The 21,853-nt window shown below is 72.2% G+C and carries 17 protein-coding genes and 4 pseudogenes; 11 read left to right on the top strand and 10 right to left on the bottom strand.

The genetic code is table 11. The annotated features are described in order from the left end of the window. Nucleotides 1-11: 11 nt before the first annotated feature. On the bottom strand, nt 12-1,445 hold the full coding sequence (locus tag ABZV31_RS11765) for an amidase (RefSeq protein ID WP_355891493.1): 1,434 nt from the start codon (nt 1,443-1,445) through the stop codon (nt 12-14). Nucleotides 1,446-1,613: 168 nt separating this feature from the next. Further along, nucleotides 1,614-1,880 (bottom strand): annotated as a pseudogene (locus ABZV31_RS11770) (DUF4389 domain-containing protein); the annotation flags it as partial. A gap of 99 nt (nt 1,881-1,979) precedes the next feature. On the opposite strand from ABZV31_RS11770, the pseudogene ABZV31_RS11775 reads away from it, so the two are divergent. After that, nucleotides 1,980-2,027 (top strand): annotated as a pseudogene (locus tag ABZV31_RS11775) (hypothetical protein); the annotation flags it as partial. A 31-nt stretch (nt 2,028-2,058) separates the two neighbouring features. Further along, nucleotides 2,059-2,715, top strand: a complete 657-nt coding sequence (locus ABZV31_RS11780; protein WP_355891495.1) for an AfsR/SARP family transcriptional regulator — start codon at nt 2,059-2,061, stop codon at nt 2,713-2,715. A 507-nt stretch (nt 2,716-3,222) separates the two neighbouring features. On the opposite strand, the gene ABZV31_RS11785 is transcribed toward ABZV31_RS11780, so the two are convergent. Further along, nucleotides 3,223-4,296 (bottom strand): HoxN/HupN/NixA family nickel/cobalt transporter, encoded by a 1,074-nt coding sequence (locus ABZV31_RS11785; RefSeq protein WP_355891857.1) that lies wholly within the window; start codon nt 4,294-4,296, stop codon nt 3,223-3,225. A gap of 1,244 nt (nt 4,297-5,540) precedes the next feature. Here ABZV31_RS11785 and ABZV31_RS11790 point away from each other — a divergent pair. Further along, nucleotides 5,541-6,031: pseudogene (locus ABZV31_RS11790) on the top strand (GAF domain-containing protein); the annotation flags it as partial. 252 nt (nt 6,032-6,283) lie between these two features. After that, complete coding sequence (locus ABZV31_RS11795; protein WP_355891498.1) at nt 6,284-7,297, top strand: serine/threonine-protein kinase; 1,014 nt, start codon at nt 6,284-6,286, stop codon at nt 7,295-7,297. Nucleotides 7,298-7,794: 497 nt separating this feature from the next. On the opposite strand, the gene ABZV31_RS11800 is transcribed toward ABZV31_RS11795, so the two are convergent. Next, complete coding sequence (locus tag ABZV31_RS11800) at nt 7,795-9,300, bottom strand: ATP-binding SpoIIE family protein phosphatase (RefSeq protein WP_355891501.1); 1,506 nt, start codon at nt 9,298-9,300, stop codon at nt 7,795-7,797. 199 nt (nt 9,301-9,499) lie between these two features. Then, nucleotides 9,500-10,216: a PAS domain-containing protein gene (locus tag ABZV31_RS11805; RefSeq protein ID WP_355891503.1), complete on the bottom strand. Its 717-nt coding sequence runs from the start codon at nt 10,214-10,216 to the stop codon at nt 9,500-9,502. A gap of 416 nt (nt 10,217-10,632) precedes the next feature. On the opposite strand from ABZV31_RS11805, the gene ABZV31_RS11810 reads away from it, so the two are divergent. The 3 genes from ABZV31_RS11810 to ABZV31_RS11820 all read left to right on the top strand — a co-directional run bounded on the left by ABZV31_RS11810 (nt 10,633) and on the right by ABZV31_RS11820 (nt 12,531). Continuing rightward, on the top strand, nt 10,633-10,815 hold the full coding sequence (locus ABZV31_RS11810; RefSeq protein ID WP_355891859.1) for a helix-turn-helix transcriptional regulator: 183 nt from the start codon (nt 10,633-10,635) through the stop codon (nt 10,813-10,815). A 244-nt stretch (nt 10,816-11,059) separates the two neighbouring features. Continuing rightward, nucleotides 11,060-11,356, top strand: coding sequence for a hypothetical protein (locus tag ABZV31_RS11815; protein ID WP_355891506.1), 297 nt, complete (start codon nt 11,060-11,062; stop codon nt 11,354-11,356). Between the two features lie 293 nt (nt 11,357-11,649). After that, nucleotides 11,650-12,531, top strand: coding sequence for an LLM class F420-dependent oxidoreductase (locus ABZV31_RS11820; protein ID WP_355891509.1), 882 nt, complete (start codon nt 11,650-11,652; stop codon nt 12,529-12,531). Between the two features lie 78 nt (nt 12,532-12,609). On the opposite strand, the gene ABZV31_RS11825 is transcribed toward ABZV31_RS11820, so the two are convergent. Continuing rightward, a complete protein-coding gene (locus tag ABZV31_RS11825; RefSeq protein WP_355891512.1) occupies nt 12,610-13,173 on the bottom strand; it encodes an NAD(P)H-dependent oxidoreductase in 564 nt (187 codons plus the stop codon). Between the two features lie 118 nt (nt 13,174-13,291). Here ABZV31_RS11825 and ABZV31_RS11830 point away from each other — a divergent pair, with 118 nt between their 5' ends. Continuing rightward, on the top strand, nt 13,292-13,981 hold the full coding sequence (locus ABZV31_RS11830; RefSeq protein ID WP_355891515.1) for a helix-turn-helix domain-containing protein: 690 nt from the start codon (nt 13,292-13,294) through the stop codon (nt 13,979-13,981). 92 nt (nt 13,982-14,073) lie between these two features. Here ABZV31_RS11830 and ABZV31_RS11835 read toward each other — a convergent pair whose 3' ends face one another. Beyond that, complete coding sequence (locus ABZV31_RS11835; RefSeq protein ID WP_355891518.1) at nt 14,074-15,210, bottom strand: NAD(P)/FAD-dependent oxidoreductase; 1,137 nt, start codon at nt 15,208-15,210, stop codon at nt 14,074-14,076. A gap of 16 nt (nt 15,211-15,226) precedes the next feature. After that, the gene (locus tag ABZV31_RS11840; protein WP_355891520.1) at nt 15,227-15,910 is read right to left on the bottom strand and encodes a TetR/AcrR family transcriptional regulator; all 684 of its coding nucleotides are present in this window, start codon (nt 15,908-15,910) and stop codon (nt 15,227-15,229) included. Between the two features lie 135 nt (nt 15,911-16,045). Between ABZV31_RS11840 and ABZV31_RS11845 the strand changes: the two genes are divergently transcribed. After that, nucleotides 16,046-17,080, top strand: coding sequence for a LacI family DNA-binding transcriptional regulator (locus ABZV31_RS11845; protein ID WP_355891523.1), 1,035 nt, complete (start codon nt 16,046-16,048; stop codon nt 17,078-17,080). Between the two features lie 177 nt (nt 17,081-17,257). Here the strand turns inward: ABZV31_RS11845 and trxA are convergent, their stop codons facing one another. Beyond that, nucleotides 17,258-17,644 (bottom strand): thioredoxin, encoded by a 387-nt coding sequence (gene trxA, locus ABZV31_RS11850; RefSeq protein WP_355891526.1) that lies wholly within the window; start codon nt 17,642-17,644, stop codon nt 17,258-17,260. A 119-nt stretch (nt 17,645-17,763) separates the two neighbouring features. Here trxA and ABZV31_RS11855 point away from each other — a divergent pair, with 119 nt between their 5' ends. Further along, on the top strand, nt 17,764-19,197 hold the full coding sequence (locus ABZV31_RS11855; protein WP_355891529.1) for an NAD(P)/FAD-dependent oxidoreductase: 1,434 nt from the start codon (nt 17,764-17,766) through the stop codon (nt 19,195-19,197). A gap of 482 nt (nt 19,198-19,679) precedes the next feature. On the opposite strand, the gene ABZV31_RS11860 is transcribed toward ABZV31_RS11855, so the two are convergent. Then, nucleotides 19,680-20,324 (bottom strand): peptide deformylase, encoded by a 645-nt coding sequence (locus ABZV31_RS11860; RefSeq protein WP_355891531.1) that lies wholly within the window; start codon nt 20,322-20,324, stop codon nt 19,680-19,682. Between the two features lie 131 nt (nt 20,325-20,455). Here ABZV31_RS11860 and ABZV31_RS11865 point away from each other — a divergent pair. Beyond that, nucleotides 20,456-21,851 (top strand): annotated as a pseudogene (locus tag ABZV31_RS11865) (PepSY domain-containing protein). The last annotated feature ends 2 nt before the right edge of the window (nt 21,852-21,853 follow it).

The raw sequence follows: 21,853 nt of genomic DNA on the forward strand, positions 1-21,853 counted from the left end.
CGGACGAGTGCTTACGCCGCCGGGGAAGCGGGGGAATCCTCGGCGGCCGTCCGTGGCGGCCACAGCTCGTGCCAGCGCAGCTCCGCCTCCAGCTGCGCGGCCAGCGAGACCAGCAGCGGCTCGCTGTTCGCCGGGCCGAGGAGCTGGGCGCCGACCGGCAGGCCGCCGGTGACGAAGCCCGCGGGGACGTTCACGCCGGGCCAGCCCAGCACGTTCCACGGCCAGGCGTACGGGCAGGCGGCGATCATCGCCCGGTCGGTGGCGAGATGGCCAAGTTTCAGCATGGAGCCGATCCGGGGCGGGGGAGCGGCCGTCGTCGGCGCGAGCACCACGTCGTACGACTCGAAGAAGCGGCCGATACGCCGGTGCAGGGCCGCCTCGGCGCGCCGGGCCGCCCGCAGCGGAGCCCCGCCGAGCAGCCGGCCCAGCCGGGCGGCTCCGTGGGTGCGCGGGTCGAGGAGCGTGGGATCCGGTGCCTCACGCACCCGCTCGGCGATCCCGGCGGTGGCGCGGGGGACGAAGGTCAGCCCGATCTGCCCGTACGGCGGATCGGCCTCCTCGACCACGTGCCCCAACTCGCCGAGTTTCTCGGCGAGTTCGACGACTCGGTCCCGCACCTGCGGGTCGAGGCGGGCGGGCACGGCGGTGAACGGCGGCTTGAGCGCGAGCGCGACGCGCAGCCGACCGGGGTTGCGCGCCACCGCCGCGGAGACGTCTAGCGCGGGGGGCTGGTGCGGGTCCCGCGGGTGGTTGCCGCCGGCCGCGTCCAGGAGCAGGGCAGCATCCTCGACGGTACGGGCCAGGGTGCCGTTGACCGTGATGCCCTGGAAGGACTCACCGCGCGGCCAGGTCGAGATGCGGCCGCGCTGCGGTTTGATGCCGACCAGGTGCGTCCAGGCGGCCGGGATCCTGACCGACCCGGCGCCGTCCGAGCCGAGCGCGGCCGGTACGAGCCCTGCGGCGACCGCGGCCGCCGAACCGCCGGACGAGCCGCCCGGGGTGCGGTCGGTGTCCCACGGATTGCGGGTCGCGCCGAACGCCGGGCCCTCGGTGAAGGGCCACTGCCCGAGTTCGCAGGTGTTGGTCTTGCCGACGATCACGGCCCCGGCCGCACGCAGCCGCCGTACCGCCTCGCCGTCCTCCGCCACCGGCGGGAACTCCCCCCGGCAGCCGAACGCGGTCGGCTCACCCGCCACGTCCATGTCGTCCTTCACCGCCACGGGCACCCCGAGCAGCGGGCGCCGCACCCCGGCGGCCAGCTCCTTGTCCGCCGCGTCGGCCTCGGCGAGCGCGGCCTCGGCCCGCACGATCCGGAAGGCGTTCAGGGAACCCTGCGTCGCCTCGATCCGTGCCAGGGCCTCTTCGACGAGCGTGCGGGACGACACCTCCCCGTCGGCCAGTGCGCGGGCGGTCTCGGCCAGGCCTGCTGCACGGTCGAGCGTCATGCGGACACCTCCGGGAGCGCGTTGTCTACCGAACGGTAACGTCCGGAGGGGCGGCTGGGGAACAACCGCTGCGGAGGAGGCGAGTTCGAGTCGTGCGGGATGCGAGGTGCGGAGGCTGCATCCGGCCTCCCGCAGGCCACGTTGCGCGAGGCCGGGTCCGACCAGGTGTCAGTACGACGGCGAGGGAGCCGTGCCCGAGTCGGACGACGCGGTGACGCTGGAGGTGATGCCACTGACGACGGCGACGAGGAGGAAAAGGACCAGTAGTGCCTTGCCGGCGCCGGAGACGAGCAGCGGGCGCGTCGCCGATCGGACCGCCGTGCCGGCCGGGTCACCGAAGAGCCTTTTGGGGTAGGCCGAGGTGAGCATCATCGCGTACGCGTCGAAGCGCATCACGTAGCGCAGGGTGGCCGCGGTCGCTTCGAACAGCGGCCGGGTCCGGACGCCAAGGAGCTGCTGAGCCGCACCCACACCGGCTACGTCCTGGACCTGCCGGGCGTGGAGCCGGACGTCCGCGCCTTCGAGCGGCTGACCGTGGCCGGGCAGCGGGCGCTGGCCTGCCAGGACGCCGCCGAGGCGGCGGCGCTGCTGGACCGCGCCCTGGAGGTGTGGCGTGGCCCCGCGCTCGCCGACGTACGCACCGGGCCGGTGCTCAGGACCGAGACGTGCCCGGCTGGACGAGGTGCGCCGCGGCGCCCTGGAGAACCGGGTCGGCGCGTACCTGATGCTGGGCCGGCACGCCGAACTCATCGGCGACCTCAGCGCCATGACGGCCCGTTACCCGCTGCAGGAGAGCCTGCACGCCCTGCTGATCGTGTCCCTGCACCGCTCCGGCGAGGCGCTGGAGGCCTTCCGGCGGCTGCGCGCGTCGCTGGTGAACGAACTCGGCATCGAGCCCTCGCACCGCCTCCAGCGGCTGCACCACGCCATCCTGCACGACGACCCCGCCCTGGACTCGCCGGCTTCCGGTTTGGCTGTTTTCCAGCGGCCGGGCACCGCGGAGGCCGGCGTGCCCGTCTACCGGTTGCAGTTGGAGAAACGGCGCCGCGCCGGGCACCGTGGCCGGTTCGAGACCCGCAATCTCACCGACTCCGGCGCCGACTCCTCCGGGCGCATCATCACACCCAGCGCCACACGGACCTGGAGAACGAGTTCTCCGACAAGGTCCGCGCCCGCGGGCAGACGCCGGACAGCGAGAAGCGGCTGCGCCGGCAGATCGGGCGGCTCAAGGAGCTGTGCGCTTCGGACACCGAAGAGATCGCCCAGCTGAAAGCCGACGTCGAAGCGCTGGTCGGCGCCCTGCATCAGTCGATGGTGGAAAACCGTCTGCTGCGCCGGCATCTGGCCGACCGTGCTGCCGTGGTCCGGACGCTGCCGACGCAGTCGCAGATCGGAGACCCAGCACATCCAGTGCCGCCCGACCTCATGTAATCGCTGCCTGCGATCATCCGATAGGGGCAGGACTGACCGGCCTCACCGAGACCGCGCCGCGAGGCGCTGCAGACGGTGCTTTCGAGGGCCGTCGCGGTTGGCTGGAGCCCTTGTCTCCATCCACTGGAGCCCTTGTCTCCATCCAGGGGTGGAGCTTGCCTGTCCACCTCTCATGGAGCTCCCGCCGCTGGTGGATGTCGACGTCTGACCGAGACGAACACCGCGGAGGACCCCGACGGTCACGTCACCGCCGGCGTCCTCCGCTGTTCAAGATCGTTCCCTTGGCGCCCATGGCTGTTACGGGGTTCCCCGAAGCCCTTTTCAGGGCTGCTGCGCGATGCCGATGTCAGTCGGCTTGCTGCTCGGCGGGGCGCAGTCCAGCGGTCCACTTCTCTTCGATCCGGCCGAACTTCCACACCGCCACGGCGATTGCCCAGGTGACGAAGAACAGGCCGACGATGACGAAGCCGATGATGTTCAGGTCCAGACCGCTGATCCAGTCCCAGAACATGCCGTGCAGGCCGAGTTTCTCGGCGAGCAGGCCCAGCAGCTCGACGGTGCCGATGATGAGGGCAGCGGCGACGGACAGGCCGGTGATGGTGAGGTTGTAGTAGACCTTGCGGACCGGCTTGGAGAAGGCCCAGCCGTAGGCGAAGTTCATGAACGAGCCGTCGATGGTGTCCAGCAGGCTCATGCCGGCCGCGAAAAGCACCGGCAGGCAGAGGATGGCGTACCAGGGCAGGCCGGAGGCGGCTCCGGAGCCTGCCAGAACCAGCAGGGCGATCTCGGTGGCGGTGTCGAAGCCGAGGCCGAACAGCAGGCCGAGCGGGTACATCTGCCAGGGCTTGGTGATCGACTTCATCACGCGGCCCAGCAGGCGGTTCATGAAGCCTCGGTTGTTGAGCTGCTCCTCCAGGGCGGCCTCGTCGAAGTGGCCGGAGCGCATCTGGCGGAAGACCTTCCAGATGCCGGCCAGGATGACGATGTTGATGATCGCGATGATGTAGAGGAAGGTGCCGGAGACGGTGGTACCGATCAGGCCGGTGACGTTGTGCAGCTCGGAGTTGTCGTTCTCGACCGGTCCGGCGAGGGTCTTGACGCCCAGGGAGAGCAGGAAGGCCAGGCCGAAGACGATGCTGGAATGGCCGAGGGAGAACCAGAAGCCGACCGACAGCGGGCGCTGGCCGTCCGCCATGAGCTTGCGGGTGGTGTTGTCGATCGCGGCGATATGGTCGGCGTCGAAGGCGTGCCGCATCCCCAGGGTGTAGGCGGTCACCCCGATACCGATGCCGAAACTCTTGGTACCCAGGCTGTAGTGCTCCGGGGCAACAATCGCAACAAGCGTGAACCAGCCGATGACATGCAGCGCGACGATGAAGGCGGCCATACCGGCGGCGCGGCTCCACTCGGCGCGGCTCATCGAGCCGGATATGCGCCGCCAGCGGGAACGGGGACTGTCGGTGGTCGTAGGCGCGGCTGTCATCAGCGGTCTTCCTTCACTTGTGGGGCCAGACCAAAAATAGACGCGGCTGATTCGTAGCTGCAAGTCACATGCAATAACAATGGGGCACCACCCCCACCGCGCGAGCAGGCCCCGCCGTGAACCCGTCCGCCGGCCACGTCCGCGCCCGCTGCCGCCAGGAACTGCGCGCGCGGGGGATGCGGTGCACCGCCGCCCGGCTGTCTGTGCTGGACACGCTCACCGCCAGCGGCACCGTCTTCTGCGGCCACGGCATCGGCGCCGCGCTCCACGACACCCTCATCGCCGCCACCCCGCCCGGGCCCCGCTGGCTGATCACCCACGCTCACGCCGCACCGGCCCTCGCCCCGTACCGGTCCCGTGGCTGGCGCACCTTCAGGCTCTTAACCCTCCCCGACGCCACGGTTCGCCTCCTGATGCACCGCCCCCGGTAGCGCCCCAACGAGCACCCGCCGCAGGCCGAGACCAGCCCCGCGGCCCGGTCACCTCAAGGCTGTAAGCGGTAGGCGTGGACGACCTCCCTTCCCGCGACTGATCATGCACCGGTTACCGGCGCCGGGTCAGCTACCAGCCGGGTCAGCTACCAGCCGGGTCAGCTACCAGCCGGGTCAGCTACCAGCCGGGTCAGCTACCAACGGGATCCGGTATCGACACGCTGAACTTGACAGAGAAGTTGGACCGGGCCGGGCCGGGCCGGGGCTGGGCCGCCCGACGGCGCCGGCCCCGGTTCCGATCACCCGTGCCGCAGGGGCACACCACTGCCGACCGGGTGAGGCGGCGCAGGGCTGAGGCAGGCCCGACGGGTGAAAGGTGCGGAGACACACGGGGGTCGATATGAGACCGTAGTGCCAGGAACTCCGCCCGCTGATGGGACCGGCAGCAATGGGTCTCAGGGACACAGCGTACGAACACTGGGGCGATCCGTTCGGGATCACATCCGCCGCCGTCGTCCGGCCGCACGGGTGCTGTCGTGGGGTCGGCCTCGTCCTGTGGCAGCAGGCCCTCCATGTCGGCCAGCACACGGTTCACCCACTGAAATCTTTCAGGGCGTCCTTGCGGCAGAGGAACTGACGGCCGGACCAGTGACCGGCGGCACGCTGCAGCGGGCGGCCCACCTTTCGATCCATGAGGATCTGCCGGAGGTAGTAGTCGCTGTCGGGGAGCCGACCAGGTACCCGGAAAAGTCCCCTCAACGGCGCTGCCTGGTCACCGGGCGGTCGATCCGCGATCCGGTGCTGGACCGGACGACGTGGTGGCTCACCGGGGATCGGATGCGCCTGGCGAGACTGGAACGGCTCGGCGTGCACACGCACCTGGTGGTGCCGCTCCGGGCACGGGGCGTGACCATGGGAGTCGTCACCCTCCTGCGCTGGGAGAACCCGAACCCCTTCGACGAGGACGACCTGCTGCTCGTCGAGGAGCTGGTGGCCGCGCGGCGGTGTGCGTGGACAACGCCCGGCATTTTGCCCGCGAGCACAACGCGGCGCTCGCCCTCCAGACCAGCCTGCTTCCTCCCGACCTGCCCGATCACAGCGCTGTCGAGCTTCCATACCGCTATCTGCCGACCGACGCCGAGGCCGGCGTCGGCGGCGACTGGTTCGATGTCATCCCGCTGTCCGGCGCCCGGGTCGCGCTCGTGATGGGTGACGTCGTCGGCCACGGCATCCATGCCGCGGTCGTGAGCGGCGGGCCCGGATGGCAGATGCCACCGGGCGCGTCCGGCCGGTCCGGGGAAGACCGGGCACCGCCGCCATCCGCCTCACCCGGCCGCCATTCAAGATCGGAGAGCTGACGACAGATGATCGCAAATATGGGGCAACGGGTAGAATTGGGTCGCGGGAGAGCGCCCGTCACGCCGAACGTACACCGTGCGCGCGGTGGACCGTCCGAGCCTCCCGCACGACCGGCCGGGTGAGGGTGGTGCCTGATGGACACGGCGTCGGATGACCAGCGCGCGTACTCGAGCCGGGAGTCGGGCCTGATCGGCGCGGAGATCGCGGGCTACCGGGTGGAGCGCGAGCTCGGCCGTGGTGGCATGGCCGTCGTCTACTGTGCGAAGGACCTGCGGCTGGGCCGTACGGTCGCACTCAAACTGCTCGCCCCCGGGCTCGCCCGCAACGACACCTTCCGTCGCCGCTTCACCTACGAGTCGCGGGTGGCCGCCGCCATCGAGCATCCCCACATCGTGCCCGTCTTCGAGGCCGGCGAGACCGAGGGCGTCCTGTACATCGCCATGCGCTACGTCTCCGGGCTGGACCTGCGCGCCCTGCTCGACCGGGACGGCCCGCTTCCCGTGGCGACCGCCCTCCGCATCGCCGCCCAGTTGGCCTCCGCACTCGACGCGGCCCACGAACACAACCTGGTGCACCGGGACGTCAAGCCCGGCAACGTCCTGGTCGCCAAGGGCGTGGACCGCGAACATCCGGAGCACGTGTATCTCACGGACTTCGGACTGACGAAGAAGTCCCTGTCGCTCACCGGGTTCACCACCGCCGGCGAGTTCGTCGGCACGCTCGACTACGTGGCGCCGGAGCAGATCTCCGGCCGTCCGGTGGACGGCAGGTGCGACCTCTACAGCCTCGCCTGCGTCGTCTACGAGACCCTCACCGGCGCACCGCCCTTCCAGCGCGACGAAGACATCGCCCTGCTCTGGGCGCACCAGTACGATCAGCCGCCTCCCCTGACCGAGAAGCGGCCGGACATCGCGCCGGCCGCCGACGAGGTCCTGGCGAAGGCTCTGGCGAAGGTTCCGGAGGACCGGTACGACTCCTGCCTCGAGTTCGTGGCGGCCCTGCGCGCCGCCACGAGCGACGGCGTCGAGCGCGGTCGTACCACCCAGGTGGACGCCCGGGTCGCCGCAGCTTCGGGGGACCTGGGCCCCGGGCCGCCACCGAATCCCCCGTCCTGGGCCCTGCCGGTCTTCAATGGTTCGCCCGGCTAGTACTCGGCTAGTACTCCAGCCGTAGATCGTGATCGGGTCTCTGGTCGGCGTCGGTAGTGGCCGGTTCAGGCCCGGTGGGCTGGACCCGCCCGACTGGTAACGCCTGTGCACTACGGCTACAAGAGCGTCCGGCACATCTGCGCGGTGGAGTTCCGGCGGCGCTACGACCCCGGATCGGCCCGGGTGGATGAGGCATCGCCGCGGGCGAGTGCGCGCGAGGAGCTCAGCCGCCTGCTCCCAGGCTGGGTGCGGCGGAGCGGCCACCGTGTGATCTTCCGATGTCGACACGACTGACGATGATCGAGCGGTGGCCGTGCCCGCCCGGGACCGCCACGCCGAGCGAGATCACGAAGTCCGGCTGGAGTACTAGGTCTTCAACGGTCCCCCGGCCGGCCGGACCCGGTCGGGCCGCGCAGGCCGTGCCCCGCCGGCCGCCGTCCGCCGGCTGACGGCGCACGGCAGGCCGGTCGGCCACCGGCTCGGGCGCTGGTCCGCTCTCACGTCCCGGCAAGGGACTGCTCGGCCCAGACGGTCTTGCCGATGCGGTCATGCCGGGTGCCCCAGCGCTGGGCGAGCTGCGCGACCAGCAGCAGGCCCCGCCCTCCTTGGTCGAAGGTCCGGGCGCGCCGCATGTGCGGGGTGGTACCGCTGGTGTCGAAGACCTCGCAGATCAGGGTGCTGTTCTGGTGAATCAGCCGCAGCTGGATGGGAGGCCGGCCGTAGCGGATGGCATTGGTGACCAGTTCGCTGACCATCAGTTCGGTGACGAAGGCGGCGTCGTCCAGCCCCCATGCCGCGAGTTGGACGTTGGCGTGCTGCCGTGCCTCGGCGACGATGACGGGGTCGAAGTCCAGGTCCCAGGCAGCGATTCGGTCGGCGTGCAGGGCCTGGGTGCGAGCGATGAGCAGGGCGATGTCGTCATCGGGGCGGTGGGTCAGCAGGTCCGTGAGCACCCTGTCGCAGACCGTGTCCAGCGTCGCGGCGGGGCGGGCGAGTGCGGCGAACATCTTGTCCAGCGCTTCGTCGATGTCGTGCTCGCGGGGTTCGAGCAGACCGTCCGTGTAGAGGACGAGGAGGCTGCCTTCGGGCAGCTCGGTCTCGATGGCCTCGAAGGGCAGTCCGCCCAGACCCAGGGGTGGACCGGCCGGGACGTCGAGGAAGCGGACCACGCCGTCCGGGGTGACCACGGCGGGCGGGGGGTGGCCGGCCCGGGCGAGGGTGCACCGGCGGGAGACCGGGTCGTAGATCGCGTACAGGCAGGTGGTGCCGATGCCCCCGGCGGTTTCGGCGGCCGGGTCCGTGCCGCTGCCCTCTTCCACGGACAGATGGAGAACCAGGTCGTCGAGGTGGGTGAGCAGTTCGTCGGCCGGCAGGTCGACGTCGGCCAGGGTGCGCACCGCTGTACGCATCCGGCCCATGGTGGCGGAGGCACGCATGCCGTGGCCGACCACGTCGCCCACGACGAGCGCCACCCGCGCACCGGACAACGGGATCACGTCGAACCAGTCGCCGCCCACGCCGGCCTGGGTACCGGTGGGCAGGTAGCGGGAGGCGATGTCGAATGCCGTCTGATCGGGCAGGGTCTGCGGGAGCAGGCTGCGCTGCAGGGCCATGGTGGTAGTGCGCGCCCGGGTGTGTTTGCGGGCGTTGTGGATGCTGACGGCAGCCCTGGCCGTGAGCTCCTCGGCCAGCAGCAGCTCCTCCGGGCCGAAGGGCTCCCGGCACCGGTGACGGCCGAAGAGGGCCACACCGAGTGTGGTGCCGTGGGCAAGCATCGGCACCACCATCAGCGAGTGCGTCCCGTGTGCGCGCAGCCATGCGGCACCGGAGTCCTGGGCCATCCACCGGCCGAGGGCGGAGTCGGTCGCCTGGTACCGGGCGGGACGGCCCGAGGCCAGGCACTGTGCCGGAGGTGAGGCCGCCGGATAGGTGGTCGTCTCTCCCGTGGCGGTCATGGCCTTCTCGCCGATCGCCGGGACCGACCGCAGCGCGGCGCGGCGCATGACGACCGGTCCTGTCGCCGGTGAGGGGGCGACTCGTCCGGGAGCCGGGGGAAGTCGAGCAGGTCGACCGCCGCGAAGTCCGCGAGCAGGGGGACGGCCACGTCGCCGAGTTCCTGGGCGGTACGTCCGAGGTCCAGGGTGGTGCCAATACGTGCGCCGGCGTCCGTCAGCCGCGGCATCCGCTGCCGGTCGGCGGAGTCTACCGGTGGTGCGCCGCCAGACCCAGGGCGCGCACCTGGCCGTCCGCGTCCTTCAGCGGGGTGACAGAGGCGGGCCGGCCGAGCTCTTGGCCGCCGTCCGCGGCGTTGAGGGAGACCTCCACCTGCTGTGGCCCGCCGGTCTCGAGCGCCAGGTGCATCTTCCTGTCGGCTTCGTCGCTCGCGGGACCGGGCGCGATGTCCGTCAGACGCAGCCCGCGCATCTCGGCCTCCGTGAGCGAGAGCGCGCGCTCCATGCCGATGTTGGCCCGCAGCACTCGCAGGTCCGTGTCAAAGAGCGCCAGGAGGCAGGGGGACTGGCGGAACGCCCATTCCTCCAGTGCTTCGCCTCCGGGTCCGCGCGGCTTGCCCGCCACCGCGGACACCACGAGCCATTGGGGGATCCCACCGTCGGAGGTCAGGTGGGGCCCCAGCTCCAGCCGGTGGCCGTCCCGGTGCCGCAGCGTCACGGTGCCGCTCCACCGTTCCTGCCCGGCCAGGGCCCGCCGGGGCGTCTCCCCGACCTCATCGGCGAGCAGTCCGGCGGCGGACCGCCCGACGACCTCCGCGGGCTCGTGGCCGAGCAGCCGCCGGGCACCCTCGCTCCACCCGGTCACGATGCCCTGCTCGTTGATTGTGGCCGTGGCCGTGTAGGTCGATTCCGTCGAGGCGTCCGGCCGGGCCGGGCGCTCACCGGGAGGGGTGGGAAGTCGCTCCATCGCCGCTCATCTCGCCCTTGCTGGTTCGTTTGCCGCTGTCCCCACGTGAACCTGCACGGCCAGGGCTCTACTGACAAGCATCTTCCCGAGGGGCCCGGAGCACCAACGCAGCGCTGCCGCGAGGGCCCCGCCGCGGCCTCGAGCCGATCGCACGCACCGCCCGGGCCCCGGTTCCGGCCGCGGCCGGAACGCCCGGCCGGGAGGCGAAGAAACCCTGAAGAAGTTTGCGTCGGCCGCAACCGAGTCCCGGCCCTCATGCGTGGAGTGGAGCAAATGTAAACATTCGGGCATTTGCCTCCTGCTTCCGACGGTGTGAGCAGTGACGACCGAAACCCCCGAGCCGCCAGACAAGAGGAAGTCCCAGGAGCTTCACCCTCACACCGCACACCGGAGCCCCCGCTCCTGCCCGCGCCGAACTGACCCCGCGCGAGCTCGAGACGCTGCGACACATCGCGGCAGGGCGCACCTACCTCCAGATCGCCCGCCACATGGGGGGGTCGCGACATACGGTCGACGTCTATCTCCGCCGCATCCGGACCAAACTCGGCATCTGCAGCACGGCGGAGCTGACGAGACTGGCCGTCTCCCTCGGACTGTGACACCCGGTCGCCCCGACGGGATGCCGGCAGGGGGCCGATCCGGCGTCTCACTGGGCGGCGGTCGCCTCGGCGCGCTCCAGCCACAGGGCTGCCGCGCCGCCGGGCGTCACCGCGGCTGACGGCCCGCTCCGGCGGCCCGGCCGAGTCCCGGCGTGTGCCGTCGGCCTCGACGCGCACGTGCAACCCGCCGCTCGACGTCGGCGAGCCGCGCGGGACAGCTCGCCGGCACTGCGGCCCCGCGCACATGACGCGCAGGCCGGCCGTCCCGCGTCACGCGGAGGCGTCGCGGGGCGTCTACCTCGCCGCCGACCGGGAAGCCCTGGCGTGGGCGGCCTTCGTCATCCTCGTCGCCGTCGCCCTACTCGGCTTCATCATGTTCGCCCGCTGGGTCCCCGTGTACCGCACCGCCGTCCCGCCACCACGGGAGACGAGTCGGCCCCGGCCGAACGCCCCCTGCCGGTTCCCGTGGTCGCCGCCCACGGCCTCCTGGGCGCCGCGACGCTGGTGCTGGTGCTGCTGGCGGCGCTCGGAGGGGGAGTGATCGGAGTGGGAGTGAGCTGACGGCTCGGCGTACGTCTATCGAAGGTGTCGCAGGCGCGAGGGACAACCTCGTCGGAGTCGGGGGCGACCTGATGGTGAACCCCGTTCCCCACGCGCGGAGTTCACCGTGCGACCCGGGCGCGCGACGGGCGGTACGTGCTGACCCGGCGCGGCCCGCTCGGTGACCGACCGGCCGGACACGGCGGCAGACCTTGACTTCGAGCGCGCTCGAAGATCTAGCGTCGGAGGGAAGGCCGGAGGGAACGGTGACGAGCCGGGCGGACGGAGACGGACATGCGGGTCGGTGTGCACATCAACCGGTTCAACCACGCGGGAGGCGCTTCCGCCCTCGGTGCCGAACTGGCCGCCGCGGGCCAGGCGGCCGAGGCGGCGGGCGTGAGCTGGCTGTCGGTCATGGACCACTACTTCCAGATGGAGTTCAACGGTGGCGCCGAGGACCCCATGCTGGAGGCCTACACGACGCTGGGCTTCCTCGCGGGCCACACCTCCACGGTGCAACTCGGCGCGCTGGTGACCGGAGTGACGTACCGCCATCCCGGACTGCTCGCCAAGATCGCCACCACGCTCGACGTGCTGTCCGGCGGCCGGGCCACGCTGGGCATCGGGGCGGCCTGGTACGAGCGTGAGCACCACGGCCTGGGCGTGCCGTTCCCGCCGCTCGCGGAGCGCTTCGAGCGGCTGGAGGAGGCCCTGCGGATCTGCCTGCAGATGTGGGACCCGGACGCCAACGGGCCCTTCGAGGGCCGGCACTACCGGCTCGCCGAGACCCTGTGCGTGCCGCCGCCGGTGAGCTCGCCGCACCCGGAGATCATGGTCGGTGGCAGTGGCGAGAAGAAGACCCTGCGCCTGGTCGCGCAGTACGCGGACGCCTGCAACCTGTTCGCGACCTCCCGCGAGGAGGTCGCGCACAAGCTCGACGTGCTGCGCGGCCACTGCGACACCGTGGGGCGCGACTACGACGCCATCCGCAAGACGATCGTGTACACGGACGAGGCGGCCACCGACGAGGACCTCGACGCCTTCCTGCGGGACATCGACGGCTACACCAAGCTCGGCATCGACACCGTGATCCTGGGCCCGCGTGTCGGGGAGCCGGCCGGCTGGATCGAGCGCTTCGCGTCCCGGGCCGTCAGGCGTCTGGCCGAGCTGGACTGAGGCGGACGGCGCTGCCTCAACGACGGCGAAGGGGGCGGAGCTGCGAAAGCTCCGGCCCCTTCAGACGCGTACCGGTGATCAGGCGGCCGCCGCCTCGTCGGCGTGGCCGCGCAGGCGGGCGACGACCTCGGTCAACTGGGCGGCGACCTCGGCGTCGTCGACGGGGTGGGTCTCGGCGAAGCGGGTCACGGAACCGGGGATGGACAGCTTGATGTCCTCGATCACCTTGCCGCCGGCGATGCCCACGGCCTTGCGGGTGTCGTCCTGCGCCCAGACGCCGCCGTACTGGCCGAAGGCGGTGCCGACCACGGCGACGGGCTTGCCGCCGAAGGCGCCGGCGCCGTACGGGCGGGACAGCCAGTCGATCGCGTTCTTCAGGACGGCCGGGATGGTGCCGTTGTACTCGGGCGAGAAGAGCAGGAAGGCGTCGGCGGCCTGGGCGGCCTCGCGCAGCCTGACGGCGGCGGCCGGGACGCTCCCCTCGACGTCGATGTCCTCGTTGTAGAAGGGGATGTCGGCCAGGCCGTCGAACAGCTCCACCTCGGTACCCTCGGGGGCGAGCTTGGCGGCCGCCTCGGCGAGCTGGCGGTTGTGCGAACCGGCGCGAAGGCTGCCGACGAGCGCGAGGATGCGAACAGACATGGGGGACTCCAAGGGGCTGAAACACTGCCGTTACAATCCGGACCGAGGTCCGTTTAATTTTCTACCAGAATAACCGGACCGCGGTCCAGTTCTGTTCCCGATGCTTTACGCTGTCTTCATGTCCAGCGCTCTGCCGCCGTTCCCCAAGCCTCACGAGCCCGCAGAGGAGCCGGTGTTGCTCGAACTCGGCACCGGTGAGGACGAGCCGTGCCTGCGGGCCGACGCGGCGCGCAACCGCGCCCGGCTGCTGGACGCGGCGGCTCGCCTGGTGGCGGAGCGCGGCGCGGCCGGCGTCACGATGGAGGCGGTGGCCGTGGCTGCCCAGGTGGGCAAGGGCACGGTCTTCCGCCGCTTCGGGGACCGCACCGGTCTGCTGAGGGCGCTGCTGGATCACTCCGAGAAAAAGTTCCAGGCCGCCTTCCTCAGCGGCCCGCCGCCGCTGGGCCCCGGCGCGCCGCCGGTGGAGCGGCTGCGGGCGTTCGGCTGTGCCGCACTGCGCCGCGCCGCCGATGACCTGGAGCTGCAGTTGGCGGCCGAACCGGGACCGGACCGCCGCTTCAGCGTGCCGCCCCGCCGCGTCCGGTACGGCCATGTGGCCATGCTGCTGCGGCAGGCGGTTCCGGGCGCGGACAGCGAGCTCCTCGCGCACACGCTGATGGGGTATCTCGATCCCGCCCTGATCCACCACCTCACCAAGCAGTGCCAGATGCCCATGGAGCGGCTGCAGGCCGGCTGGCACGACCTGGTCGCGCGCGTGACGTGTACCGGCCGGCCCGATGAGACCGGCCCGATGAGACCGGCCCGATGAGACCGGCCCGGTCAGGTCGGCGGGGTGAGACTGGCCCGGTGAGACCGGCCGGGTGAGACCGGTGGGATGAGGCCGGCACCGGTGAGGCCGGCTCAGCCGTGGGCGGCGAACATCTCCAGCAGGCCCTGTGGCGCGTCCTCGCGGAACAGCAGGGCCGCGTTCCCGGCCGATGCGGCCGCGGAGGCCTTGCTGCGCGGGAACAGCTTCTCCTCGTAGGCGGTCAGCGCGGTCTCGACGTCGTCCGGGCGGGCGGCGATGGACTGGGCCAGCTCGGCGCCGTCGAGCATGGCGAGGTTGGCGCCCTCGCCCGTGAACGGGGACATCAGGTGGGCGGCGTCGCCCAGCAGCGTGACGCCGGGAACGCGGTCCCAGCGGTGGCCGACCGGCAGGGCGTGGATCCGCCGCGGCACCAGGGCACCGTCGGCCTCGGCGACGAGGGACTGCAGGCTCGTGTCCCAGTCGGCGAAGTGCTCCAGGAGGCGTGTCCTGGCGGCCTCGGGGTCGGTGAAGTCGATGCCGTCCAGCCAGTCCTCGTCGGCCTCGAGCGCCACGTACACGTGCACGCTGCCGTCGGTCTCGCGGTGGGCGAGGAGGCCCCTGCCCGGGCCGAGCGCGAAGAAGAAGCCGCCGCCGACCACCTCGGCGGCGACCGGATGGCGCACGGCCGCCTCCCGCAGGTCCACCTCGACGAACGACACGCCCGTGTAGGCGGGCCGCGCGTCGGAGACCAGCGGCCGGATCCGCGACCAGGCGCCGTCGGCCCCGACCAGCAGGTCCGTGGTGAAGATGGAGCCGTCCGCGAGCGTCACCTCGTAGCGGCCGTCGCCCAGGGGGCGTGCGTCGGTGGCCTTCGCGCCCCAGCGGACGGTGCCCTCGGGCAGTGAGCCGAGCAGCAGACCGCGCAGCTCGCCGCGGTCGACCTCGGGGCGCCCGCCGGTGCCGTCGTCGGGCTCGTCCAGCAGGATCAAGCCGTCCTTGTCGACGATCCGCGTGGCCTCGCCGCCCGGCAGGACGAGCTCACGGAACCGCTCGTGGAGACCGGCGGCGCGCAGCGCCTCCTGGCCGGAGTCCTCGTGGATGTCGAGCATGCCGCCCTGGGTGCGGGCGGCGGGGTTGGCTTCGAGGTCGAAGACGGCCGCCTCGATGCCGTTCACGTGCAGGACACAGGCGAGGGTGAGGCCGCCGAGTCCGGCGCCGATCACGGCTACGGGGTGATGGGGGGTGGTCATGGGGACCCTCCTCGGGTCAGTCGGGAACGGCGGTCCGTTCGATGCCGTTGATCAGCGCCTGGAAACCCCACGACAACCGGTCCTCGGGCGCTCCGGACAACAGCGGGCCGGCGAGTGCGGCGATGTGCGGGTGGGCCCGCTCCGACGCGCCGTGCAGGGCGCGGGTGAGTGCGTCCCACTCCTCCTGACTGGTGGCGGACGCGTCCCGCGCCGTGTGCTCGGCGGCCGTCGCCGTGGCGTGCTGCAGGAGCAGGTCCACGCCCCACGCGGCCTGCGCGGGCGGGACGCCGCCCTCGTCGAGGAGCGCCAGCAGCGTCTCGATCAGGTTCAGGTGGTTCGGACCGCTGGGCCGCGCGGTCAGCGCGGAGCGGGCCAGGCTCGGGTGCTCGAAGAGCATCGCCGTGTACGCGGTGAGTACCCGCTCCAGACGCTCGCGCCAGGTGCCCTCGGCGGGAGCCGGTCCGACCGTGCCGAGCAGCTCGTCCAGGACGGCCGCGTGCAGCTCCGCGGTGTTGCGCACGTACACGTACAGCGAGGCCGGACCGGTGTCGAGCTCCTGGGCCAGACGCCGCATGGTCACCTTCTCCAGCCCTTCGGTGCGCAGTACGGAGACGGCGGCGGCGACGATGCCCTCCTTGGTCAGGGCTGGTTTGGCCGGTCGTTCGCGCCGGCTGCGCGGGGTGGTGGGACGAGCGGTCATGCCGCATCCTAACGACATGTTCGTTGCGAACAAGTTCGTCACGAACGCGTTCGTAACTGCCGCAACACAGGCCGGAATCCTCCGCTTCCCCCGCCCCGACCGCCCGACCCGGCTTCTGCCAAGATGCGGTACGTCATGGTGCAGATACCGGAACCCTCCGCGCCCTCGTCGCCCGCACCGCGCTCCGTGCCCACGAGCGCCGATGTGGCGCGCCTGGCCGGCGTCTCACGCGCGACCGTCTCCTACGTCCTGAACAACACCAGCGCCGTCCGGATCAGCGAGCCCACGCGCCGCCGGGTCCACGAGGCCGCCAAGGAGCTCGGGTACGTGCCGCACGCGGCGGCCCGCAGTCTGCGCGCCGGGCACAGCTTGATGGTTCTCATGCCCGCGCCGGCCATCCCGGTGGGCCCGCTGTACAGCCGGTTCATCAACGAACTCCAGTGGGCGCTCAGCCGCCTCGACTACACCGTCGTGCAGTACGGCACCATCGGCCTGCACGGCGACGACGCCGCTCGGGCCTGGGCCGAACTGCGGCCGGTCGCGGTCCTGGTGCCCGGCTCCGGGCTCGGCCCGGAAGGGGTGGCGCTACTCAAGCGCTCCGGCACCCGCGCCGTGGTCACCCTGGGTCCCGAGTCGGTCGAGGGCGCCCACGCCCTGCTCATGGACCACGAGAGCGTCGGCCACTGCGCAGGCGCCCACCTGTACGCCCGCGGCCGGCGCCGCATCGGCGTGGTCGTGCCCGAGGAGCCCGGGCTGGACGTCTTCTCCAGGCCCCGCCTCGACGGCGTACGGCGCGCCCTGCACGGCACCGACGGCACCGTGACCGACCTGCCCCTCGCCTACGAGGAGCAGGCCGCGGCCCGCCTCGCCGCCGACTGGCGCGACCTCGGCCTCGACGCCGTGTTCGCCTACAACGACGAGTACGCGATGCTCCTGATGCGCGCCCTGCAGGACGAGGGCGTCCGCATCCCCGAGGAGACGGCCGTGATCGGCGCCGACGACCTGATGCTCGGCCGGCTGCTGCGGCCCCGGCTGAGCACGGTCCACCTCGAGCTGCCGTCGGGCCGTGACCTCGCCGAACTGGTCGACCGCGCCGTGCGCAACCCCGGCGCCGTGCCTGAGACGCACAGGGTCCTGGGCGCCACGGTGGTCCCCCGCGAGTCCAGCTGACCTGGCCCGACAAGAGCGCGGGCCCCTTCCGCCATCGGGAAGAGGCCCACCGCGTCCGTCTGGTCCAAGCCCTCACGGGCTTTGTCGCTCTCAGGGGTTTTATCCACGCTCTATTCGCATACGGGCCTTGCGGGTCACGGGCCTTGCGGGTCACGGGCCTTGCCGGCCGTACGGGCCTTACTGACTGTTCTGCTCCGCCTGCGCCTGCTGCTCGGAAACCGCCTTGCGCACCTCGTCCATGTCCAGCTTGCGGGCCTGCCCGATCACGTCCGCCAGGGCGGCCTCGGGCAGCGCGCCGGGCTGCGCGAACACGGCGACCCGCTCACGGACGATCATCAGCGTCGGAATGGACTGGATCCCGAAGGCCGCGGCCAGCTCCGGCTGGGCCTCGGTGTCCACCTTGCCGAACACCAGGTCGGGGTTCTCCTCGGCCGCCTTCTCGTAGACCGGGGCGAACTGACGGCACGGCCCGCACCAGGACGCCCAGAAGTCGATGAGAACGAAGTCGTTCTCCATGACCGTCTGGTCGAAGTTCTCCTTGGTGAGCTCCACGGTGCTGCTCATGGCGTATTCCCTCTTCCTGGTGTCGGGGCGAAGCCGTCGGCACAACACGGCCGACCCTACGGGTATTCCGCGCACGTACCCGTGTGGTCACCACGCACACCACCCATCAGACTGACCCCATGACGGAAACGGAATCCATCGCGTACGACGTCGTGGTGCTCGGTGCCGGCCCGGTGGGGGAGAACGTGGCCGACCGCACCCGCGCGGCCGGCCTGTCCACCGCGGTCGTGGAGAGCGAGCTGGTCGGCGGTGAGTGCTCGTACTGGGCCTGCATGCCCAGCAAGGCCCTGCTGCGCCCGGTCATCGCGCGCGCCGACGCCCGCCGCCTGCCGGGCCTGAGCCAGGCGGTGCAGGGGCCCCTCGACGCGGCCGCGGTCCTCGCCCGTCGGGACGAGTACGCCTCCCACTGGCACGACGACGGCCAAGTCCGGTGGCTCGACGGCATCGGCGCCGATCTCCACCGCGGGCACGGCCGCCTGTCCGGCCCGCGCACGGTGACGGTGGCCGGCCCTGATGGTATGCAGAAGGTGCTGACCGCCCGGCACGCCGTCGCCGTCTGCACCGGCAGCCGTGCCCTGCTGCCCGACCTGCCGGGCCTCGCCGACGTCAGGCCGTGGACCAGCCGCGAGGCCACCAGCGCCAAACAGGTGCCGGGGCGGCTGATCGTGGTCGGCGGCGGCGTGGTCGCCACCGAGATGGCCACCGCCTGGCAAGCCCTCGGCTCGAAGGTCACCGTCCTGGTCCGCGGCAGGGGACTGCTGTCCCGCATGGAGCCCTTCGCTGGCGAGCTGGTCGCCGAGTCGCTGACCGAGGCGGGCGCCGAAGTCCGTACGGGCACCTCGGTGGAGTCGGTGACCCGGCAGAACGGCACCGTCGTGGCCGTCACCGGCACCGGTGACCGCATCGAGGGCGACGAGATCCTTTTCGCCACCGGACGCGCCCCGCGCACCGACGACATTGGCCTGGAGACCGTCGGCCTGGAGCCGGGCTCCTGGCTGTCGGTCGACGACAGCCTGCGGGTCTCCGGCAGCACCTGGCTGTACGCGGTCGGCGACGTCAACCACCGTGCCCTGCTCACCCATCAGGGCAAGTACCAGGCGCGGATCGCGGGCGCCGTCATCGCCGCCCGCGCCGCCAAGGTTCCCCTCCTCGAATCCGACCCCTGGGGCGCGCACGCCGCCACCGCCGACCATCACGCCGTCCCCCAGGTCGTCTTCACCGACCCGGAGGCCGCCGCCGCGGGCCTGTCCCTGGCGGAGGCCGAACAGGCCGGGTACCGCGTCCGCGCCGTCGACGTGGACCTCTCCTCGGTCGCCGGGGCGGGTCTGTACGGCGAGGGCCACCGTGGCCGCGCCCGTATGGTCGTCGACGTCGACGAGGAGACCCTGCGCGGCGTCACCTTCGTCGGCCCCGGCGTCGGCGAACTGATCCACTCGGCGTCCGTCGCGATCGCCGGGCAGGTCCCCGTCCACCGCCTGTGGCACGCGGTCCCGTCGTACCCGACGATCAGCGAGGCGTGGCTGCGGCTGCTGGAGGCCTACCGGGACGCGTGACGCCAAGTCGGCCGACCGCGAGCCGCTCCCGCCAGGTCGGTTCATCACCCGGGTGGGCAGCGCGAGACCGGCGGCGATCCGGGCCGCCTGGGCTTCGGCCGCGTACCCGCCGCGCGCCTGGAACTCGGCCTCGGCGCGCACGTAGGCGTTCATCACCCGGTTCCGACCCGTCGGCCATCGCCGCCTCGGCACGGCGCAGGCGCGTACGGCGGTGTCCACGCCCCGCCCGGAAATCCGATCGGTGACGGTGACCGTCTGGTCGGCGGCGCGGGAGTCCTGCGGCAGGTGGCCGACGGCGTCGGTGCGGGTGACCGTCCCGGCGGCGGGAGGCAGCGTGCCTGCCAGGGTGTCAACAAGGTGCCTTTCCCGGCGCCTTGCGGGCCGCCCACCAGGCCGGCGCGGTCGCCGGGGGAGGACATGGAAGGAGCTGCCGGACAGCAGCAGACGCGCGCCCGTGCGCACGTCGCCCCGGCCACCCCTCGCTACGGCAGCTCGAAGCCCAGGGCCTGCGCGGCCTCCTGAGGCGTCGGTTGCGCCCAGCGCTGTGCCATCGCCTCGTTCGAGGACAGGGAACGCAGCTCGGCGCGGTCGAGGTAGAGGATGCCGTCGAGGTGGTCCGTCTCGTGCTGCACGATCCGGGCGGGCCAGCCGGTGAACACCTCGTCCACCGCGCGCCCGCGCTCGTCGTGCGCCCGCAGGCGCACCTCCGCGTGCCGCGCCACCACCGCCTGCCAGCCGGGCACGCTCAGGCAGCCCTCGAAGAACGCGGCCCGGGCGGTGCCGACGGGCTCGTACGACGGATTGACCAGCACCCGGAACGGCTGCGGCGCCCGCCCGCGCGCCAGCCGCACCTCCTCCGGCACCGGCGCCGGATCCTCGATGACCGCGATCCGCAGCGGCACACCAACCTGCGGCGCGGCCAGGCCCACACCCGGCGCCGCGTGCATGGTGACGCGCAGGGCCTCGACGAACCGGGCCAGCAGCGCGGGCTCCAGCTGGCCGTCGAACGGTTCGGCGCCGCGCCGCAGCACCGGGTCACCGGCCGCAACGATGGGCAACGGGCCGTCGGCGGCGAGGAGTTCCTCGACCTGCTCGGCAAGGGGCGTGCGATCACTCGGAGGTGCCATCGCGTCAGCATGCCACGGCCTGCCGCCCCTCCCACATGACGCAGGCCACTCTCGCGTCTCCCGGAACTCGGCACCTGCGCGGCCCGACCACTGGACCACGACCGCTGAGAAACGACCCCGGAGAAGCAGAGATGCCCACCGCTGACTCCACCACCACGGACGAGGCACCGCAACCCGCCGCTCCCGCGCCGTCGCAGAGCAGATGGACGCTGCTGCGCCCGCTGATCCTGCGCCTGCACTTCTACGCCGGCGTCCTCGTCGCGCCCTTCCTGCTCGTTGCCGCCGTGAACCGGCTTTTTGTACGCCGCGTCGTTCCAGGCCGAGAAGATCGTGTACGCCCATGAGCTGACCGTCCCCGTCGGCGACACGAAGCTGCCCGTCTCCGAGCAGGTGGCCGCCGCCCGCAAGGCCCACCCGGAGGGAACCGTCTCGGCCGTACGCCCCTCGCCGGAGCCCGACGCGACCACCAGGGTGCTGCTGTCCGGGGTCAAGGGCACAGCGGCCGACCACACCCTCGCCGTGTTCGTCGACCCGTACACCGGCAAGGTCCGCGGCGCCCTCGAGCAGTACGGCTCGACCGGAGCGCTGCCGCTGCGCACCTGGATCGACGAACTCCACCGCGACCTGCACCTCGGCGACACCGGCCGGCTCTACAGCGAGCTCGCCGCCAGCTGGCTGTGGGTGATCGCGGGCGGCGGCCTGGTGCTGTGGTTCTCCCGGCGCCGGGCCCTGCGGAAGGTGCGCGGGGCCGGCGGGCGGCGCCGCACCCTCGGCCTGCACGGCACTGTCGGCGTCTGGGCCGCGGCCGGGCTGTTCTTCCTCTCGGCGACCGGCCTGACCTGGTCGACGTACGCCGAGGCGAACATCGGCGAGCTGCGCACCTCGCTCGGCCAGGCCACCCCGTCGGTGTCCGCGGCGGCGGGCGGCGAGCACGCGGGTCACGGCGCGTCCGCCTCGGCCGCAGGCGCCGAGCACGTCGGCCTCGACACGGTGCTGGCGGCGGCACGCGCCGAGGGCCTGAGCGACCCCGTGGAGATCGTGCCGCCCGCGGACGCGCAGTCGGCGTACGTCGTCAGGCAGATCCAGCGCAGCTGGCCCGAGAAGCAGGACTCCGTCGCCGTCGACCCGGCCTCCGGCGAGGTCACCGACGTCCTGCGGTTCGCCGACTACCCGGCCCTCGCCAAGCTCACCCGCTGGGGCATCGACCTGCACACCGGGATCCTGTTCGGCCTCGTCAGCCAGATCGCGCTGATGCTGCTGCTCGCCCTCATCCTGCTGATCGTCTGGGGCTACCGCATGTGGTGGCAGCGCGGCCGCGGCTCCGCCTTCGGCCGGCCGATCCCGCGCGGCGCGTGGCAGCAGGTGCCCCCGCAGCTCCTGGTCCCGCTGATGGCGGCGGCCGCCGTCCTGGGCTACTTCGTGCCGCTGCTCGGCATTCCGCTCGCCGCGTTCGTCGCCGTGGACGTCGTGCTCGGCGAGATCGCCCACCGGCGGGGGCGGCGGACGACGCGAGCGGCGCCGGGGTGAAG

Source organism: Streptomyces sp. NPDC005202 (assembly GCF_040608235.1).
Lineage (GTDB): Bacteria > Actinomycetota > Actinomycetes > Streptomycetales > Streptomycetaceae > Streptomyces.

Excerpts from the sequence above, each read along its gene's own strand:
- ABZV31_RS11765 (WP_355891493.1), bottom strand. The coding sequence starts at position 1,445 with ATGACGCTCGACCGTGCAGCAGGCCTGGCCGAGACCGCCCGCGCACTG.
- ABZV31_RS11785 (WP_355891857.1), bottom strand. The coding sequence starts at position 4,296 with ATGAGCCGCGCCGAGTGGAGCCGCGCCGCCGGTATGGCCGCCTTCATC.
- ABZV31_RS11795 (WP_355891498.1), top strand. The coding sequence starts at position 6,284 with ATGGACACGGCGTCGGATGACCAGCGCGCGTACTCGAGCCGGGAGTCG.
- ABZV31_RS11800 (WP_355891501.1), bottom strand. The coding sequence starts at position 9,300 with ATGCGCCGCGCCGCGCTGCGGTCGGTCCCGGCGATCGGCGAGAAGGCC.
- ABZV31_RS11805 (WP_355891503.1), bottom strand. The coding sequence starts at position 10,216 with ATGGAGCGACTTCCCACCCCTCCCGGTGAGCGCCCGGCCCGGCCGGAC.
- ABZV31_RS11815 (WP_355891506.1), top strand. The coding sequence starts at position 11,060 with ATGACGCGCAGGCCGGCCGTCCCGCGTCACGCGGAGGCGTCGCGGGGC.
- ABZV31_RS11820 (WP_355891509.1), top strand. The coding sequence starts at position 11,650 with ATGCGGGTCGGTGTGCACATCAACCGGTTCAACCACGCGGGAGGCGCT.
- ABZV31_RS11825 (WP_355891512.1), bottom strand. The coding sequence starts at position 13,173 with ATGTCTGTTCGCATCCTCGCGCTCGTCGGCAGCCTTCGCGCCGGTTCG.
- ABZV31_RS11830 (WP_355891515.1), top strand. The coding sequence starts at position 13,292 with ATGTCCAGCGCTCTGCCGCCGTTCCCCAAGCCTCACGAGCCCGCAGAG.
- ABZV31_RS11835 (WP_355891518.1), bottom strand. The coding sequence starts at position 15,210 with ATGACCACCCCCCATCACCCCGTAGCCGTGATCGGCGCCGGACTCGGC.
- ABZV31_RS11840 (WP_355891520.1), bottom strand. The coding sequence starts at position 15,910 with ATGACCGCTCGTCCCACCACCCCGCGCAGCCGGCGCGAACGACCGGCC.
- ABZV31_RS11845 (WP_355891523.1), top strand. The coding sequence starts at position 16,046 with ATGGTGCAGATACCGGAACCCTCCGCGCCCTCGTCGCCCGCACCGCGC.
- trxA (WP_355891526.1), bottom strand. The coding sequence starts at position 17,644 with ATGAGCAGCACCGTGGAGCTCACCAAGGAGAACTTCGACCAGACGGTC.
- ABZV31_RS11855 (WP_355891529.1), top strand. The coding sequence starts at position 17,764 with ATGACGGAAACGGAATCCATCGCGTACGACGTCGTGGTGCTCGGTGCC.
- ABZV31_RS11860 (WP_355891531.1), bottom strand. The coding sequence starts at position 20,324 with ATGGCACCTCCGAGTGATCGCACGCCCCTTGCCGAGCAGGTCGAGGAA.